Below are 18,036 nucleotides of genomic sequence, written 5' to 3' on the forward strand. Positions count from 1 at the left end.
CCGATACGAAACGACGGACGCGCCACGCCATCATGACCATGGCGGGAAAGGAGCACGCGATGACGCAGGACGAAAGCGCCGGTAAGATGATCCTCATCGTCGACGACGACCAGGCACTGGGCGAGATGCTCTCCATCGTGCTGGAGAACGAGGGGTTCCGGACCACCACCTGTCTCGACGGCCTGCGCGCCGTGGAGATGTTCCCCACCGTCAATCCGGACCTCATCCTGCTTGACGTCATGCTGCCCGGCATCGACGGCACCGAGGTGGCGCGGCGCATCCGCGAGACCTCGTCGAACGTGCCGATCATCATGCTCACCGCGAAGTCCGACACCGTGGACGTGGTCGCCGGCCTCGAGGCGGGGGCCGACGACTACGTGCCCAAGCCGTTCAAGGTGGCCGAGCTCCTCGCCCGCATCCGCGCGCGCTTCCGCATCCGCGCCAAGCTCGCCGCGGCGGCCGGCAACGGCGGCGAGACGGGCGATTCCGACCCGCAGCACATCGAACGCGGAGCGATCGTCATCGACCGCACCGGCCACACCGCCACCAAGGACGGCGTCGACCTCGGGCTGACGCCGATGGAGTTCGAACTGCTCGCCGTGCTGGCCGCCGGCAGCGGCGAGGCCATCAGCCGCTCCACGCTCCTCAAGAAGGTGTGGGGCTACGACGGCGACGGCGACACGCGTCTCGTGAACGTGCACATCCAACGTCTGCGCGCCAAGGTCGAGGACGATCCGGAGAAGCCGCGGATCATCGTCACCGTGCGCGGCATCGGCTACAAGTTCGTCCCGCCGGAGCATGATCCCGCGCGGGCGGCGGCATGACCGGCGCCGATCTGCGCGCGCGCATCGGCGACCGGTTCAGCTGGCGTCGTCTGCTGAAAAGCGGACGCGCCGAGGTCCGACGGTCGCTGCAGGCGCGCACCGTCGCCATGGTGGTCGCGGTCACGCTCATCGTGGCCGTCGTCTTCTCCGTCGTGTCGATGATCTCCGTGCGCTCCACGCTCCTCGACCAGGTCTCCACGCAGGCGCGCAACGACTTCTCGAACATGGTGCAGCAGGCGCAGACCGGGCTCGACTCGGCCGATGTCTCCGATTCGGTGCAGTACCAGCAGCTCGTCAATAATCTGGCCTCCTCGCTGCAGAACGAGGGCGCGTCGAACCTCGTGAGCGTCTATCTGCGCGGCAAGGACGACGAGAGCCGCCTCATCGTGCCCGTGTCCACCGACCCCACATACGAGGACGCCGTCACCGACGACATGCGCAGCGCCGTCGCCTCCGACACGCACAGCCGCGTCTTCTATCAGCCCATCGCGATCGACGTCGAGAACCGTACGGACGTGCCCGGCGCGGTGCTCGGCACCACGCTCGAATTCGGCGCGGCCGGCGGACTCGAGTTCTTCGCGCTGTTCTCCTACGAGTCGCAGGAGAACTCGCTCACCCAGATCCAGATGAATCTCATCTCCGTATGCCTCGCGCTGAGCGTGCTCGTCGGCATCGTCGTGTGGATGGCGCTGCACGGCATCATCGTCCCGGTCGGCGTCGTGGCCGCCGCGGCGGAGACCTTCGCCGCCGGCGATCTCGGCGCGCGCGTCCCCGTGACGCGCAAGGACGAGATCGGCTCCCTGCAGGACTCGTTCAACACGATGGCCGCCGCGTTGGACCAGAAGATCGACGAGCTGGAGGAGGCGGGCGCGATGCAGCGCCGCTTCGTCTCCGACGTGAGCCACGAGCTGCGCACCCCCGTCACCACGATGCGCATGGCCTCCGATCTGCTCGAAAGCCGCAAGGACGGGTACGATCCGATCACGCGACGCACCGTCGAACTGCTCTCCGGCCAGATCAACCGCTTCCAGGACATGCTCGCCGATCTGCTGGAGATCTCCCGCTACGACGCGGGCTATGCGGCGCTCGACCTGGTCGAGGCCGACATGCGCGAACCGATCCGCGAGGCCGTCGACCAGGTGTCCGGCCTCGCCCAGGCGAAGCACGTGCCGATCCACACGTTCCTGCCGAACATCGAGGTGCTCGCCTACTTCGACGCGCGCCGCATCGTGCGCATCGTGCGCAACCTGCTCTCCAACGCCGTCGACTTCGCGGAGGACAAGCCGATCGAGGTGAGGCTCGCCGCCAACCGTCGCGCCGTCGTCATCTCCGTGCGGGATTACGGCGTGGGCATGCCGCGCGACCAGGTGCCGCACGTGTTCGACCGCTTCTGGCGCGGCGACCCCTCGCGTGCGCGCACCACCGGCGGCACCGGTCTCGGCCTGTCCATCGCGATGACCGACGCGAAGCTCCACCAGGGCTCGATCCGCGTGCGCTCCGAACTCGGCGAAGGCACCTGGTTCCTCGTCACGCTGCCGCGCGATCCCGCGCTCGGCGTCGTGCCGGACAACGAGCTGCCGGTCGACTTCGAACGCGGCACCAGCCGTCCCGTCATCACCGGCGGCTTCGGCATCGCCGACAACCGCAGCGCCGACTACGTCAAGCACGGCTCGCGCGACGGCGGCGACGCGGGCGGCGTGAACACCATGGACGCCGCGGACGGCGGGACCGGCGACGGGAACGCCGGCGATGCGGGAAGCGACGGCCACGACGGGACGGGAGACGAATGATGGACGGACGGAACGGATCGGCCGATGGCGGCATGCCCGCGCCCGTACCTGCGCCTGCGTCCGCGCCCACGGCGGGCGCGTCGGCGCGTCGGCTCGCGCGTCGCTGCGTCCGCGTCGCCGCCGCATGCGCCGTCGTCGCCGCCGTATGCGCGGCGGGCGCCTGCTCCAGCCCGATCGGACTGCCGTCGGGCGGCGGCGTGCAGGCGTTCTCCCCGGTCGAACAGCAGACGCAGCGCGTCTACACGAGTCCGGAAGGACCGTCGGACAACGACCAGCCGGAGGACATCGTCGAGGGGTTCTTCAACGCGATGCCCGCCGGCGTGCAGTCCGACGGCTACCGGGTGGCGCGCCGCTTCCTCACCACGCAGGCCGCGGAGCAGTGGAAGGGCGACGCCGGCGCCGTCATCTACGACGGCACGCCCAGGTTCACGCGCAAGGCGAGCGGGCAGACCGGATCGCCCGAGGCCTCCGGCGGCATCGTGGTCGAGGCGGAGCTCAACGTGGTGGGCAGCCTCGACGCCCACGGACTGTACACGCCCGCCCCCGCGGACGAAAGCACCACCGTGATGACGTTCTCGATGGCGCAGTCCGACGGCCAGTGGCGCATCTCCCATCTGGCGGATGGCGTGGTCGTCTCCTCGGCCGACTTCGAACAGGTCTTCCGCCAGGTGTCCGTCTACCAGTTGGACGCCGCCGGCAAGCATCTCGTACCCGACGTGCGTTGGCTCAGCTGGCGCAATTGGCGCACCCAGGCCGTGCGCGAGGTGCTCGCCGGCGGCGCGGCCTGGCTGGGAGACGCGGTGCGCGACGTGAACACGGCGAGGACGACGCTCGCCGTGGACACCGTGCCCTTGACGGACGGCAAGCCGCAGGTGCGGCTGAGCACCGAATTCCTCAAGCTCGACGAGGAGTCGCGTGTCGCGCTCGTCCATCTCATCCGGCTTACGCTCGGCGACGGCGTGCCCAGCGCTCAGCTGCAGGTGACCGTGGACAGCGCGGACTATTCGGGGATCGACTCCGGCTTCGACCTCGACAACGGGCAGCCGAGCGTCGGCCTCTACACGCTCACCGACGGACGCGTCGTCTCCCTCGGCTCGTCGAGCCCCCTGCGCGTCGGCGAGACCGACGGCTACCCGGGGGCGCGCGGATTCGCGTTCTCCGCCGACGGGGGAGCGGTGCTGCGAGCCGACGGCGTGGTCGAATGTCTCAAGGCCGACGCCTCCTCGTGCGGCGTCATGTTCTCCGGCGCCCGCGTCTCGTTCATCTCGGGCGGTCTCGACGGCGAGATCTGGGCGGTCTCGGACGGCGGCCACAGCCTCTATGTCTCGCGCGACGGCGTGGAACGGCATCTGTCGGTCGGTTGGCTCGGTTCGGAGTCGATCCGCGCCGTCGCCGTCTCGCCGGAGGGCGCGCGTCTCGCGTTGGCGCTCGACGACGGCGTGGTGATGGTCGGCGTGAGCCGCGACGGCAGCCTCGTGCCGTCGGGACTGTCCTCCCAGCCCACCGAGATCTCGCGGCAGCGCAACGTGACGATGATGACCTTCTACAACGATCTGAACCTCATCTACGTGTCGGTCCCCTCGACGGACGACGCGGACGGCCAGGGTTCCGGCGGGGATGGCGCGTCGGATTCGTCCGGTTCGGCCTCCGGTTCGTCGTCGGGTTCGTCCGGTTCGTCCGGTTCGTCGGTGGTGCAGAAGCAGCGGGGATACCGGCAGATCGCGCCCGGCCCCGTGCGCGAGCAGCGTCTGCCGGACACCACGGTGACGGGACTCGCCTCCGGGCAGATCGCGCTGTACCGCAGGCTGGCCGTGCTCGACGACCTCGGCGTGGTCCGGTCGGTGTCCGGTTCGCTCGACGGATCGTGGTCCATCGCCGATTCGCAGGTGACGGCGCTCGGCGCGCAGTGACGGACGGTGCGGCGACGATGCGGTGCACCATGCGTCGCGCATGCGTGGAAACGACAAAAGAGGGCTCCTTCCTGACGGGAAGGAGCCCTCTCTCGACGAGATGCGCGGGTCGTTCGATCAGATGCCGCCGTACTCGCTCTTGAAGAGCTCCTGCGGGACCTCGGAGTTGATCGGGACCTCGTAGATGAGGTACTGCATGTTGAACGGGATGTTGAACAGGTGACGCTTGACGCCGTAGACCTCCTCGGTGCCGAGGAAGTTGAAGTTGTCCGGGCATTCCGGCTCCCACTTGGCGAGCAGCTTGGCGGCGTCGCCGATGGTGGCGGCCACGCCGGCGAGGTGCTTGATGCCTTCCACCTGCTTGATGATGAGGAACACGGTATCCATGGGTCTCCTTTCGTGTTCGTTGTACGGTGCCGACCGCCTCATATAGGTGCATGTATAGGTGCATGCGAGGCGGCGGCGCCTCGTTACGGCGCTCTCCATAATACCCGAAAACGGCGGTACCGCGCCGATAAGCCGACGTGCGGGCGCTATGTTATCAAATCGTTATCAAGACGTTATCGAAATGTTATCCCGTGAGGTTGAACGCTCACATTGTTTGGTTCATACTTGAGCTTGTCGATGACAAACAGTCGTCAGCCAAGGAAAGGACCTTGGTGCTCGATAACTCGAGGAGGAGTATAAACATGAAGAATTGGAAGAAGGCCATCGCCCTTGTTGCTTCCGCCGCCGCTTTGGTGAGCGTGGCAGCATGCGGTTCCGGCTCCAACGGTGGTTCGGACAACGGCAAGAAGACCGTCGGCTTCGTCGCCGTCGGCCCCGAGGGTGGTTTCCGTACCGCGAACGAGAACGACATCAAGTCCGCGTTCAAGTCCGCCGGATTCGACCTGATCTACTCGCCGACCCAGAACAACGATCAGCAGAAGCAGATTCAGGCCTTCAACAAGTTCGTCAACGACGAGGTGGACGCCATCATCCTGTCCTCCACCGAGGATACCGGTTGGGACGAGTCCCTGAAGAAGGCCGCCGAGGCCGAGATTCCGGTCTTCACCGTCGACCGCAACGTCCAGGTCAAGGACTCCGACGCCAAGAAGGCCATCGTCTCCCACATCGGACCGTCCAACGAGTGGGCCGGTGAGCAGGCCGCCGAGTTCGTGAACAAGAACTTCCCGGACGGCGCCAACGGCTTCATCCTCGAAGGCCCCGCCGGCCTGTCCGTCGTCAAGGATCGTGGCGCCGGCTGGGATGCCAAGATCGCCAAGAACGTGAAGGTCCTCGAGTCCCAGTCCGCCAACTGGTCCACCGATGAGGCCAAGACCGTGACCGCCGGCCTGCTGGACAAGTACAAGTCCGACAACCCGCAGTTCATTTTCGCCCAGAACGACGAGATGGGCCTCGGCGCCGCGCAGGCCGTTGACGCCGCCGGCCTCAAGGGCAAGGTCAAGATCATCACCATCGACGGTACGAAGAACGCCCTGCAGGCCCTCGTCGACGGCGACCTCTCCTACGTGATCGAGTACAACCCGATCTTCGGCAAGGAGACCGCGCAGGCCGTCAAGGACTACCTGGGTGGCAAGAAGGTCAAGTCCGACATCCAGATCGAGTCCAAGACCTTCGACGCCGCCAGCGCCAAGGAAGCCCTGGATTCCAACTCCCGCGCCTACTGATTCGGGCCAAGCGCCTCCATCAGTGATGATCGAGAACCGCACATGAACATATAACCGATGGTGCATGAGGTAGTCCCTTGTGCACCATCATTCATGTGGGGTCGAAATATCACAAAACGGTAACAATCTTCCCTGTTCAAAGGCAACGATATGACAGACAAAACCCCTATCGTCGTGATGAAGGGCATCACGATCGAGTTCCCGGGCGTCAAGGCCCTGGACGGTGTCAATCTGACGCTGTACCCGGGCGAGGTCCACGCTCTCATGGGTGAGAACGGCGCCGGCAAGTCCACGATGATCAAGGCCCTCACCGGCGTCTACAAGATCGACGCGGGCTCCATCACCGTCGAAGGCAAGCCGCAGCAGTTCAACGGCACGCTGGACGCGCAGAACGCCGGCATCGCCACCGTGTACCAGGAAGTCAACCTGTGCACCAACCTCTCCGTCGGCGAGAACGTCATGCTCGGCCACGAGAAGCGCGGCCCGTTCGGCATCGACTGGAAGAAGACCCACGAGGCCGCCAAGACCTACCTCAAGCAGATGGGTCTGGAGCACATCGATCCGCACACCCCGCTGAGCTCGATCTCCATCGCCATGCAGCAGCTGGTCGCCATCGCGCGAGCCATGGTCATCAACGCCAAGGTGCTGATCCTCGACGAGCCGACCTCCTCCCTCGACGCCAACGAGGTCGAGGACCTGTTCGCGATCATGCGCAAGGTGCGCGACTCCGGCGTGGCCATCCTGTTCGTCTCCCACTTCCTCGACCAGATCTACGAGATCACCGACCGCCTGACCATCCTGCGCAACGGCAAGTTCATCAAGGAGGTCATGACCAAGGACACCCCGCGCGACGAGCTCATCGGCATGATGATCGGCAAGTCCGCCGAGGAACTGTCCCAGATCGGCGCCAAGAAGGCGCGCCGCGCCATCGAGCCCGGCGAGAAGCCGATCGTCGACGTCAAGGGCCTCGGCAAGAAGGGCACGATCAACCCGGTGGATCTCGACATCTACGCGGGCGAGGTCGTCGGCTTCGCCGGCCTGCTCGGCTCCGGCCGCACCGAACTCGGCCGCCTCCTCTACGGCGCCGACAAGCCGGATTCGGGCACGTACACGCTCAACGGCAAGCAGGTGTCCATCGGCGACCCGGCCACCGCCCTGAAGAACAAGATCGCGTACTCCACCGAGAACCGTCGTGACGAGGGCATCGTCGGCGACCTGACCGTCCGCCAGAACATCCTCATCGCCCTCCAGGCGACGCGCGGCATGTTCAAGCCGATTCCGAAGAAGGAAGCGGACGCGATCGTCGACAAGTACATGAAGGAGATGAACGTGCGACCGGCCGATCCGGATCGCCCGATCAAGAACCTCTCCGGCGGCAACCAGCAGAAGGTCCTCATCGGCCGCTGGCTGGCAACCCACCCGGAGCTCCTCATCCTCGACGAGCCGACCCGAGGCATCGACATCGGCGCGAAGGCCGAGATCCAGCAGGTCGTCCTCGACCTCGCCTCGAAGGGCATGGGCGTCGTCTTCATCTCCTCCGAGCTTGAAGAGGTCGTGCGCCTGTCCGACGACATCGAGGTCCTCAAGGATCGCCACAAGATCGCTGAAATCGAAAACGGCGACACCGTCTCGCAGTCGACCATCGTCGAGACCATCGCCAACACGAACGTGAAGAACTGAAAGGAGGGATGATGGCTGATAAGAAGCAAGCGGACGAGAAGAACAACATCGTCAAGAAGCTGCTCTCCTCTAACATCACCGTCGAGGTGGTCGCACTCATCCTGCTGGTTTTGCTGTGCACCGCGTTTGATCACGCGTTCCTCTCCCTGCAGTGGAACGACAACACGGGCGGTCTCGCCGGCCCGATCATCACGATGCTTCAGGAATCCGCCCGATACCTGATGATCGCCACCGGCATGACGCTCGTCATCTCCACCGCAGGTATCGACCTCTCCGTCGGTTCCGTCATGGCGGTCGCCGGCGCGGCCGCGATGCAGGCGCTGTCCGGAGGCACCAACGTGTGGCTCTCCATCCTGCTGGCCCTCGTCATCGGTCTGGCCGTCGGCTGCATCAACGGCGCGCTCGTCGCGTTCCTCGGCCTCCAGCCGTTCATCACCACGCTGATCATGATGCTCGCCGGCCGTGGCCTCGCGAAGGTCATCACCTCCGGCGAGAACACCGACGCCTCCGCGGTCGCCGGCAGCGAACCGCTCAAGTGGATGGCCAACGGCTTCATCCTGGGCATCCCGGCCAACTTCGTGATCGCCGTCGTCATCGTGATCCTCGTCGGCCTGCTGTGCCGCAAGACCGCCATGGGCATGTTCATCGAGGCCGTCGGCATCAACCCCGAAGCCTCCCGCATGACTGGCATCAAGCCCAAGCAGATCCTCTTCCTCGTCTACGCGATCTCCGGCTTCCTCGCCGCCATCGCCGGCCTGTTCGCCACCGCATCCGTGATGCGCGTCGACGTGGTCAAGACCGGTCAGGATCTCGAGATGTACGCCATCCTCGCGGTCGTCATCGGCGGCACCTCGCTGCTCGGTGGTAAGTTCTCCCTCGCTGGCAGCGCCGTCGGCGCCGTCATCATCGCCATGATCCGCAAGACCATCATCACCCTCGGCATCGATTCCGCCGCAACCCCGGCCTTCTTCGCCGTCGTCGTGATCGTGATCTGCGTGATGCAGGCACCCAAGGTTCGTAACCTGAGCGCGGAACTCAAGCGTAAGCGCGCGCTCAAGTCCTCTGAAAAGGCGGTGGCAGCATGACAAACGCTACGGCAACCCCGGCCAAGAAGGCCGTGAAGAAGACGCGTCGCATCGACGCACAGATGATTCCGACCATCGCGGCCGTCGTCATCTTCATCCTGATGATGATCATGGGCCAGGCGCTCTTCGGCACCTACCTGCGACTCGGCTTCATCTCCACCCTGTTCATCGACCACGCCTACCTCATCATCCTGGCCGTGGCCATGACGCTCCCGATCCTCACCGGCGGCATCGATCTGTCGGTCGGCGCCATCGTCGCCATCACCGCCGTCATCGGCATCAAGATGGCCAACGCGGGCGTTCCCGCCCTCGTCGTGATGGTCGTCATGCTGCTCATCGGCGCGGCGTTCGGCCTGCTGGCCGCGATCCTGATCGAGGAATTCAACATGCAGCCGTTCATCGCGACGCTGTCCACGATGTTCCTCGCCCGTGGTATCGCCTCCATCATCTCCACCGATTCGCTGACCTTCCCGGACAACAACAACTTCGACTGGATCGCGCAGAGCATCACGATCATCGACAACCCGAAGCTGAGCAACGACCTCTACTTCAACATCGGCGTCGTGATCTCGCTCGTGGTGCTGGTGTTCGGCTACATCCTGCTGCACCACACCCGCACCGGCCGCACCATCTACGCGATCGGCGGCTCCCGCTCCTCCGCGGAGCTCATGGGTCTGCCCGTGAAGCGCGCCCAGTTCACGATCTACATCACCTCCGCGACCCTCGCCGCGCTGGCCTCCATCGTGTACATCGCCAACCTCGGTTCCGCGAAGAACACGGTCGGTGTCGGCTGGGAGCTCGACGCCGTCGCCTCCGTGGTCATCGGCGGTACGATCATCACCGGCGGCTTCGGCTACGTCCTCGGCTCCGCCCTCGGCGCCCTGGTCCGCTCCATCATCGACCCGCTGACCTCCGACTTCGGAGTCCCGGCCGAGTGGACGACCATCGTGGTCGGCCTGATGATTCTCGCCTTCGTGGTCCTCCAGCGTGTGGTGACCGCGGTCGGCGAGAAGAAATAGGCGATGATCGGTCCGGGGGAGGCGCCGCCCGGCGCGGCGGTTCCCCCGGACCGATCGGAGCCCCGCAGCGGTCGCCGTCTACCGTGATGACGACCGCGGTGATAACCGAACATCGTGATAACTGAATACCGATAACTGAATAAGCGATAACTGAACATGGAGACCGGCGGGCGATACGCCATCGGTGCCCGCAAAGGCAATCCTCCTCGCCTTGAAGCAACGAGAGCTTCGCGCGGGGACCGTACGGTGACACGTCCGCCGGCATCCACCCTCTCTCTTCCTTCATTTCCTTCCTTTCATCCGCGTGTGGCCCGTCCCGAGATCCCTCGGGACGGGCCACACGCGTTGTTTCGGAAGTTCCCCATGAACTTACTTGTGGCTCATGGCTCGCGGCTCGCGGTGCGGAACGGAATTCGTATCTCTCAGCAACTTCGTATCTCCATGCGATCCGCCCCGAGGCTGCGTAAGGAATCCCGGAAAAGAGGGGGAGCCGTCCGGGAATCCTCGCACCGACTCGTTCTCTGCGCAATACATCCCGGACGATTGGGACGGAACCGGGATTTCTCGCGCCGATGGCTGTGCCGACGATTATTGTCGTCGGTGACCCGATACGAAAAATCCCGGAAACCGCTGAAGATCTCCGGGATTTCTTGCGCCGGGCTGCGACGCGATCGAGACTGGCTGCTGCGCCAAAGGGCATTGCGGTCGCGGAACGCGTATCCGGGACGATCCGATGCCGTTTGACCACCGGCGTAGAGGTATTTGCGTTGTCAGGGGTGCTTCCGCTCCGATGCGGATCGCCATCTCGCTAACGAGGGGTATCCGTCACCGCACAGGGGCAGGTGCCGACGGCGTTCTGCACCGGGGCCAAGCCATTTCGGCGCCCTCTCTACCCGAGCGGGTACCCCTCGGAGACAAGATGGCTGTCAGTCACCGTCACGAAGTACCCCTTGGAACGTAGTTAACGGTCAGTCGGCCGTCAGTCGGGTGCCGGTCACGTGGTTCGTGTCCCGTTTCGGTCGCCGGACAGACGGTTCATAGCCCGCGACGGGCGCGGGCGCGGAACGCGGCGGCGAGACTCACCCATCCGGCCACGCAGATCACGATCATCGTGGCGAACACCCACTGGCCGCCCACCGCGGTCGCGTGCATGAACTCCGCCGATCCCTCCGCGCCATGACCGGCCTGCGCGACCGCCAGAATCGTCGAGAACAGGGCGGTGCCGGCCGCGCCGCCGAACTGGAGCGCCGTGTTGAAGATCGCATTGCCGTCCGGCGCGAACTCGCGGGGAATCGAACTCAGGGCGCTCGTCATCACGTTCGAGTTGCCGAGCGCGAAGCAGAATCCGAAGATGAAGTAGAAGCCGGCGAGCATCACGGGGGTGAGCCGCAGCGCGAACGCGAACAGCAGCACCGGACCGAGCGTCGCGATGCCGAACGGCACGAGAATCGGCTTCACCGCGCCGAAGCGGTCGTACAGCCAGCCGCCCAGCGGCGCGCACACGGCGCCGATTAGCGCGCCTGGCAGCACCAGCGAACCGGCGAGGAACGCGTTCGTGCCGAGACCCAGCTGCGCCACGTTGGTGATCACGTAGCCGAATCCGATCGACACGATCGGCATCACCAGATAGGCGACCAGATGCAGCAGCACGACCGGATCGCGCAGGATGCCGAGCCTGAGCAGTGGCGAGAACGCGCGCTTCGTCAGCCAGCAGAACGCGGCCAGCGCGGCGAGGCCGACGACCACGCTCACGGCGGCGACCACGGCCGCGCGGGTGGCCGAACGTCCGGCCACGGCGGCGCTCACCGCGACGCCCGCCTGGTTCAATCCGAGGACCATGCCGACGAGCGCCACGACGATCGTCACCACCTGGAACGGGTCGAGGTAGGCGGCCTCGGTGGGGGCCTTCTGTTCGATGCACAGCATGCCGAGCAGCAGCGCGAGCAGGATGAACGGCACGGCGATCACGAAAATCGCGCGCCACGGCAGGACGGTCGTCACCGCGCCGCCGACGGTCGGGCCGATGGCCGGCGCGACCGTGATGACGAGGGAACCGACGCCCATGAGACGCCCGATCTTGGAACGCGGCGACTGTTCGAGGATGATGTTCATCATCAGCGGCGTGGCCACACCCGAGCCGACGCCCTGGATGATGCGGGCGACGATGAGCAGCGGGAACGCGTGCGCGACGATCATGATGACCGAGCCGACGAGCGCCAGCAGCACGGCGGCCACGAAGATCGCCTTCAATCGGAACCGGCGTTTGAGGAACGACGACATCGGCATCGTCGCCGCCACGGTGAGCAGATAGATCGTGGTGATCCACTGCACGGTGGCCGTGTCCACGTGGAATTCGCGCATCAGCGCGGGGAACAGCACCGTCATCACCGTTTCGGTGAGGATGCCGATGAACGCGAGCGCGCCGGTCGCGATGATCGCGCCGATCAGCTTGCCGGGAATCCTCTCGTCCGGCATGACGCCGCGCGCCTGTCCGCTTGTTTCCTTCTTCTGTTCTGTCATTGGTTGCAAAATCCCGTATCATCGTCGCGATGCCCGATACATGGGCGGAATCGCGGATGGCCTGACTGTCCAGGATGCTGAAGCCGGCCCTGGCCGCACGGATCTGCGGAGAGCTCCCGGCGTGTGCAGTGTATCGCGTCACGCTGGACAACGCCGGGAACGGTGGGGAGGGAAGGGGATGGGAAGAGGGAGGAAGCCCCCCGATTGTTCGCGCGATTACTCGCGCACGAGGCGGATGTGCTCGACGTTCTTGCGCTTGGAGCGGCGGAACAGGGTGAAGCGGTTGCCGATGGTCTGCACGACCTCGGCGCCGAGCTGGCCGGCCAGGTTCTCGGCGGCCTCCTTGGCGGTCAGACCGGAGCCGTCCTGTACGCTGAACTTGACGAGCTCGCGGTTCTCCAGGGTCTCGCTCGCCTGCTTGACGAGCGCGTCGGTCACGTCGTTCTTGCCGATGTTGATGAGCGGCTTGATCGTGTTCGCCATGCCGCGCAGCTGCTTGGTCTGCTTCTTGGTCAGTGCCATAGTCGTTTCCTTCGTTTCCTTGATTGCTTGATGGTTGTCCTGATTCGCGTCTCTTCGACGCGGCTTCGCCGTCGCCGGGGTCGTGCGCCGTACCGGGGTATTGTACCGGCAGGGTCAGGCGAGCGCCTTGCGGATGCGGTTCATGCTGGCCGGCTTGGGCGTGCCGAGCTCCTGCGCCCACAGGCTCACGTAGAACTCCTCCAAGAGCCAGCGCGCGTCCGTGGCCTTGCGCATGAGCTCCTCATGCCTCGGGCCGGCGGGTTCGGCCTTCGCCTTGGCCATGGCCTTGTCGACGAGTTGTTTCGCCTCGTCGGCCTCCCACGCCCAGCGGACGTCGCGGTTCTTGTCCGACTTGGCCTTCGTCAGGCGCATGAGGTCGGCGTGCAGGTACCGTTCGATGTGCCGCAGCGAGGCCGGGGGAGCGGCGCCGATGAACCCGGGGTGGACGAGCGTGGCGATGTGCTCGCGGATCGACTGGAGCACGGAGAGCATCGGCAGGTCCGCCTTGCCGGACACCGCCTTGTCCACCTCCGCGTAGCGTTTGAGGATCGCGATCACGTCGCGCGCCACCTGGTAGACGGTGTCCTCGTACACTTCGCGCACGTCGAGCACCGCGTTGGCGAGCGCCTCGTCGTCGGGCAGACGGTCCACGTCGGGCAGCAGTCGTTTGACGGCGGCGAGCTGCAGGTCCTCGACGAGCGCTTTCGTCGACTTGTAGGGGGCGGCGGCGAGCATGAGCGCCTCCGTGCCGAGCCAACGCGACGAGACGCGTTCGTCGGGCAGTCGCAGCGCGTCGAGCGCGCCCCGCCACAGCATCGACGCGCGCGATTCGGTGGTCGCGCCCGCCTTGTGCAGCAGGTTCGCCTGTTCGACGAGTCTGCCTTGGCCGGCGGCCTGGTCGGCCTTGCGGCGCACGGCCTTGCGCGCGGAGACCTGCGCCTCCTGCGCGAACCTGACCTGCAGGGCCTTGAGGTCCTTGCTGGTGCCGAGCGTCTTGACCGCGTTCCTGCCGCGCCTGCGGGCACGTCGGCCGTCGCCGCCGTGCCCGCCGCGTCCGTCGTCCAGCGGCTGCTCGACCGCGAACGTCATCTTCAGGTACGGGGAGAGCCGTTCGACGAGCTCCGGTCCCAGCACTTCGGGGTGGATCTGCGCGCCGACCGTCTCGATCGCGGCGCGCGTGAACACGTGCGCGAGATCCGGCCATGCGGCGCCGCCCGCCGCCCCCGCACCGCCGCCGGCCGCGCCGTCCGCGGCGTCGCCACCGGCGTCCTCCGGCGGCAGGTTCGGCTTGCGCTGCGAGCCGGAGCCGGGCAGGTCCGGGTAGTGGTCGTCGATCCACGCGCGGATCCTGCGCGTCGCGTCGGGCGCGGGTACGAACTGGACGCGCAGCTTCTTCGGCAGCGCCTTGATCATCGCGAGGATGAGCTCGTCGAGCAGGCCGGGCACGTTCCACGTGAACTGTTCCGGTGTGACGCGCGAGAGCGCCTTCAACGGCACATGCACGGTGACGCCGTCCGCCGTGTCGGACGGGTCGTACACGTAGCTCAATCGCAGGTCGATCGGCTGGCCGTCGGTGCCGAGCGTATGCCAGTGGTCCGGATAGTCGTCGAGGCTCACCGATTCGGCGGACTGGAGGCGCTCCACCTTGCTCGGGTCGAAGTCGAGCAGCGTCGGATGCGCGTCATGCTCGCCCTTCCACCATTTGGCGAGGGCGGCGACGCTCGTCACGTCGTGCGGGATGACCGCGTTGTAGAAGTCGAACAGGTCCTCGTCGGACACGGTCTCGGCGATCTGACGCGTGCGGTTCGCGTCGTCCGCCGCCTCCTCCAGCTGTTTGAGGTTCTTCGCTACGAAGTCGTCGTAGCTGAACCGCTGCTGGACGTCGCCCTCCACGAGGCCTTGACGCAGCAGGAAGTCGCGCGCCTCCAACGGGTTGATGCGTCCCCACTGCACGGTGCGGTCCTGCACGATTGGCAGACCGTAGAGGAGCACGCGCGCGGTCGCCACGGCCGAGCCGCGCGAACCGGACCAGTGCGGCTCCGCGTACGTGGTGCGCGTGAGCGTGCCGGCCAGCGGCTCCGCCCACGCCGGGTCGATGACCGCCGAATACCGGGCCCATAGGCGCGACGTCTCCACCAGTTCGGTGGACATCACCCAGCTGGGCGTCGACTTGGCGACGGCGGAGGCGGGGAACAGGGCGAAATGCGTGCCGCGCGCGCCCAGATAGTCGTTCTTCGACATCTTCTGCGCGCGCTTCAGGGCCCTTGCCCTCGCCGCGCCCTTCAGGTGCGCGTAGTCGGAGGCCTTCGGCTCGCGTACCACCTGCATGCCCATCATCGACAGGAGTCCGGCGAGCATCGACTTGTGGATGCCCTCCGCGTCCCACGAGCAGCACAGCGAATGCGCGGCCTGCTGGTTGATCGGCAGCTGCCGGATCTCGAGGCCGGCGCGCGAGGCGGGCTGCGGCTCGCCCACCTTGAACTTCATCTCGCGGCACATCTGCGTCAACTGGGCGACCAGGTCCTTCCACTGGCGCATCCTCAGCCAGCTGAAATACTCGGTCTTGCAGATGCGGCGCAGCGCGTTGTTGCTCGGATTGCCGTCCGCCTGGAACACGCGGTCCCAGATGTTGAGGGCCGTCAGGAAGTCGGAGGTCGGGTCCGCGTACCGGTTGTGGATGCGGTCGGCCTCCTCGCGCTTCTCGTCCGGGCGTTCGCGCGGGTCCTGCAGGCTCAGGAACGCGACGACGACGAGCACCGCGGCCAGCGTGTTCGGCGACGTGGTGCGCGCCGCCTCGATCACCATGCGTCCGAGTCTCACGTCGATCGGGATGCGCGCCAATTGGCGGCCGATGTGCGTGAGGGTCACCTCGCCGCGCCTCCTCGCCACCGCCTTCAGCTCGGTGAGCTCGTTGAAGCCGTCGGAGACGGCCTTCACGTCCGGCGGGTCGATGAAGCCGAAGCCGGTCACGTCCTCGGCGGTGCGGGCCACGCCCACCGACAGCATGTGCAGCACCACCGCGCCGAGCGAGGTCCTCAGGATCTCCGGCTCGGTGAAGCGCGGGCGCGTCTCGAAATCCTCGCGCGAATAGAGACGGATCGCGATGCCGTCCGCCACACGGCCGCACCGGCCGCTCCTCTGGTTGGCGCTCGCCTGGCTGATCGGCTCGATCGGCAGGCGCTGCACCTTCGCCGTCTTCGAATAGCGGGAGATGCGCGCCGTGCCCGGGTCGACCACGTAGCGGATGCCCGGCACGGTCAGCGACGTCTCCGCCACGTTCGTCGCGATGACGATGCGCTGGTGCGTGTGCGCCTCGAACACCTTGTGCTGGTCCGCGGCGGAGAGGCGCGCGAACAGCGGCATGATCTCGATGGCGTCCGCGCGGCGCATGTCCTCGGCGCGCGGACCGTAATGGTGCCGCAGCGCCGCCTCGAACTCGTGGATGTCGCGCTCGCCGGACGCGAACACGAGGATGTCGCGCGGGCCCCGCTCGTGCGAGGAGTGGATGACGAGCTCGGCGCAGGCGCGCGCCACGGCCGTCGGCATGTCGGTGATGCCGTCGTCCTCATACGACGAGTTCGCGTTGCGCGCCGGCCCGCGGCCACCGCGCGCCGGCCCGTCGTCCTCGCCGGCGATCGCGTTCGCCAGCTCCTCGTAGTCGGCGTCGCCGGGGCGCGCGCCGGTCGCGAAGCCCGGCACCTCGCGCATCAGCGCGGGCGCCGTGCCGAGCGGTTCGTAGACGACCTGCACCGGGTAGGTGCGTCCCGACACCTCGATGACCGGCACCTTCTCGTGCAGGGCGTGTTCGAAATGCTCCTGGAACTTCTCCGAATCGATGGTCGCCGACGTGATGACGAGCTTCAGGTCGCGGCGCTTGGGCAGCAGGGCCGTCAGGTACCCGAGCAGGAAGTCGATGTTGAGGCTGCGCTCGTGCGCCTCGTCGATGACGATCGTGTCGTAGCGGCTCAGCTGCGGGTCGCGTTGGATCTGCGCGAGCAGGATGCCGTCGGTCACGACCCTCAGGCGCGTCTTCGGCGAGCTTTCGTCGGTGAAGCGCACCTGATAGCCGATCTCGTCGCCGAGCCGCACGCCCATCTCGGAGGCGATGCGCTCGGCGACCGTGCGCGCGGCGATGCGGCGCGGCTGCGTGTGCACGATCTGCCTGCCGTGCGTGCCGCGCCCCAGTTCCAGCAGGATCTTCGGCAGCTGCGTGGTCTTGCCCGAACCGGTCTGTCCGGAGACGATCACCACCTGGCTGTGACGGACGGCGTCGGCGATCTCGTCGCGCGCCGCCGAGACCGGCAATTCCGCTGGATATTCGAAACGCATGCTGCTGGGCTGACTTCCTACTGGTCGTTACTTTCGCAAAACCTCAATGATACGGAATCCCTTGGAGCTCGCGTATTTGCCCACCGCATAACCCTCGCCGAGCGCGTCCGCCAGCCACGGGATCAGCGAATCCGAGCCGAGATTCCTCTGCACGACCAGATACGCAGCGCCCGTCCCCGGCTTCAGACGCGGCAGCCACGCCATCAGCAGCGTATGCAGCGCCTCCTTGCCGATGCGGATCGGCGGATTCGACCAGATCGCGTCGAACAGGAGATCGTCCGGCATTGCCTCGCACACGTCGAGCGGCTGGTCGGCGAGCGGCGCGCCCTGCGCGTCCGTCGCCGTCACATGCACGTTCGCGGCGCCGTTGCGACGTGCGTTCGACGCGGTCAGCTCCAGCGCGCGCTCGTTGACGTCCACCGCCCACACGCGCGCCTCGGGCGATTCGGCGGCCAACGCCAGCGAGACCGGGCCCCAACCGCAGCCGAGATCGAGCAGATCGCCCGTCTCGGGAGGTTCGGGCGCCTGCCTGAGCAGCACCGACGTGCCGAGATCGACGCGCGAACCGGAGAACACGCCGTTCGACGTCTCCACGTCCGCCTCGTGGCCGCGCAGGGTGACGTGCATCGTGCGACGCACGTCCTTCGACGTCGGTTCCGCCGCGAAATACTGTTCCGCCATGATGTC

General features: G+C 66.5%; 12 protein-coding genes. 7 read left to right on the forward strand and 5 right to left on the reverse strand.

Going from position 1 to position 18,036, the window contains the following annotated elements:
* Positions 1-59: 59 nt before the first annotated feature.
* From mtrA to AC1AYD_RS00575, 3 genes are read left to right on the forward strand one after another with little or no spacing between them, the layout of a single operon-like run.
* A complete protein-coding gene (gene mtrA, locus AC1AYD_RS00565) occupies positions 60-824 on the forward strand; it encodes an MtrAB system response regulator MtrA (RefSeq protein WP_476544537.1) in 765 nt (254 codons plus the stop codon).
* Positions 821-2,614: an MtrAB system histidine kinase MtrB gene (gene mtrB / locus AC1AYD_RS00570; protein WP_476544538.1), complete on the forward strand. Its 1,794-nt coding sequence runs from the start codon at positions 821-823 to the stop codon at positions 2,612-2,614. Before mtrA ends, mtrB begins: the two co-directional genes overlap by 4 nt.
* Positions 2,611-4,524 carry an LpqB family beta-propeller domain-containing protein gene (locus AC1AYD_RS00575; RefSeq protein ID WP_476544539.1) on the forward strand — a complete coding sequence of 638 codons (1,914 nt, stop codon included), beginning with the start codon at positions 2,611-2,613 and terminating at the stop codon, positions 4,522-4,524. The genes mtrB and AC1AYD_RS00575 overlap by 4 nt, the downstream gene beginning before the upstream one ends.
* 117 nt (positions 4,525-4,641) lie before the next feature.
* Here AC1AYD_RS00575 and AC1AYD_RS00580 read toward each other — a convergent pair whose 3' ends face one another.
* Positions 4,642-4,911 carry a hypothetical protein gene (locus AC1AYD_RS00580; RefSeq protein ID WP_476501959.1) on the reverse strand — a complete coding sequence of 90 codons (270 nt, stop codon included), beginning with the start codon at positions 4,909-4,911 and terminating at the stop codon, positions 4,642-4,644.
* A gap of 302 nt (positions 4,912-5,213) precedes the next feature.
* Between AC1AYD_RS00580 and fruE the strand changes: the two genes are divergently transcribed.
* The 4 genes from fruE (at position 5,214) to fruG (ending at position 9,978) form a co-directional block, all read left to right on the forward strand.
* Positions 5,214-6,194, forward strand: a complete 981-nt coding sequence (fruE, locus tag AC1AYD_RS00585) for a fructose ABC transporter ATP-binding protein FruE (protein WP_476501958.1) — start codon at positions 5,214-5,216, stop codon at positions 6,192-6,194.
* A gap of 150 nt (positions 6,195-6,344) precedes the next feature.
* Positions 6,345-7,874: a fructose ABC transporter ATP-binding protein FruK gene (fruK, locus tag AC1AYD_RS00590; protein WP_476501957.1), complete on the forward strand. Its 1,530-nt coding sequence runs from the start codon at positions 6,345-6,347 to the stop codon at positions 7,872-7,874.
* A gap of 11 nt (positions 7,875-7,885) precedes the next feature.
* Positions 7,886-8,959 carry a fructose ABC transporter permease FruF gene (gene fruF, locus AC1AYD_RS00595; RefSeq protein ID WP_476501956.1) on the forward strand — a complete coding sequence of 358 codons (1,074 nt, stop codon included), beginning with the start codon at positions 7,886-7,888 and terminating at the stop codon, positions 8,957-8,959.
* Positions 8,956-9,978, forward strand: coding sequence for a fructose ABC transporter permease FruG (gene fruG, locus AC1AYD_RS00600; RefSeq protein ID WP_476501955.1), 1,023 nt, complete (start codon positions 8,956-8,958; stop codon positions 9,976-9,978). Before fruF ends, fruG begins: the two co-directional genes overlap by 4 nt.
* Before the next feature lie 1,035 nt (positions 9,979-11,013).
* Here the strand turns inward: fruG and AC1AYD_RS00605 are convergent.
* The 4 genes from AC1AYD_RS00605 to AC1AYD_RS00620 form a co-directional block, all read right to left on the reverse strand.
* Positions 11,014-12,498, reverse strand: coding sequence for an MDR family MFS transporter (locus AC1AYD_RS00605; RefSeq protein WP_476501954.1), 1,485 nt, complete (start codon positions 12,496-12,498; stop codon positions 11,014-11,016).
* Between the two features lie 216 nt (positions 12,499-12,714).
* The gene (locus AC1AYD_RS00610; RefSeq protein ID WP_476501953.1) at positions 12,715-13,020 is read right to left on the reverse strand and encodes a YhbY family RNA-binding protein; all 306 of its coding nucleotides are present in this window, start codon (positions 13,018-13,020) and stop codon (positions 12,715-12,717) included.
* A gap of 114 nt (positions 13,021-13,134) precedes the next feature.
* A complete protein-coding gene (hrpA, locus tag AC1AYD_RS00615; protein WP_476501952.1) occupies positions 13,135-17,349 on the reverse strand; it encodes an ATP-dependent RNA helicase HrpA in 4,215 nt (1,404 codons plus the stop codon).
* A gap of 27 nt (positions 17,350-17,376) precedes the next feature.
* The gene (locus AC1AYD_RS00620; RefSeq protein ID WP_476501951.1) at positions 17,377-18,030 is read right to left on the reverse strand and encodes a class I SAM-dependent methyltransferase; all 654 of its coding nucleotides are present in this window, start codon (positions 18,028-18,030) and stop codon (positions 17,377-17,379) included.
* Positions 18,031-18,036: the final 6 nt, after the last annotated feature.

Source organism: Bifidobacterium sp. LH_426 (genome assembly GCF_056356875.1).

Coding starts and splice junctions, on each gene's coding strand:
- AC1AYD_RS00575 (WP_476544539.1), top strand. CDS start 2,611: ATGATGGACGGACGGAACGGATCGGCCGATGGCGGCATGCCCGCGCCC.
- mtrA (WP_476544537.1), top strand. CDS start 60: ATGACGCAGGACGAAAGCGCCGGTAAGATGATCCTCATCGTCGACGAC.
- fruK (WP_476501957.1), top strand. CDS start 6,345: ATGACAGACAAAACCCCTATCGTCGTGATGAAGGGCATCACGATCGAG.
- fruE (WP_476501958.1), top strand. CDS start 5,214: ATGAAGAATTGGAAGAAGGCCATCGCCCTTGTTGCTTCCGCCGCCGCT.
- fruF (WP_476501956.1), top strand. CDS start 7,886: ATGGCTGATAAGAAGCAAGCGGACGAGAAGAACAACATCGTCAAGAAG.
- fruG (WP_476501955.1), top strand. CDS start 8,956: ATGACAAACGCTACGGCAACCCCGGCCAAGAAGGCCGTGAAGAAGACG.
- AC1AYD_RS00580 (WP_476501959.1), bottom strand. CDS start 4,911: ATGGATACCGTGTTCCTCATCATCAAGCAGGTGGAAGGCATCAAGCAC.
- AC1AYD_RS00620 (WP_476501951.1), bottom strand. CDS start 18,030: ATGGCGGAACAGTATTTCGCGGCGGAACCGACGTCGAAGGACGTGCGT.
- AC1AYD_RS00605 (WP_476501954.1), bottom strand. CDS start 12,498: ATGACAGAACAGAAGAAGGAAACAAGCGGACAGGCGCGCGGCGTCATG.
- hrpA (WP_476501952.1), bottom strand. CDS start 17,349: ATGCGTTTCGAATATCCAGCGGAATTGCCGGTCTCGGCGGCGCGCGAC.
- AC1AYD_RS00610 (WP_476501953.1), bottom strand. CDS start 13,020: ATGGCACTGACCAAGAAGCAGACCAAGCAGCTGCGCGGCATGGCGAAC.
- mtrB (WP_476544538.1), top strand. CDS start 821: ATGACCGGCGCCGATCTGCGCGCGCGCATCGGCGACCGGTTCAGCTGG.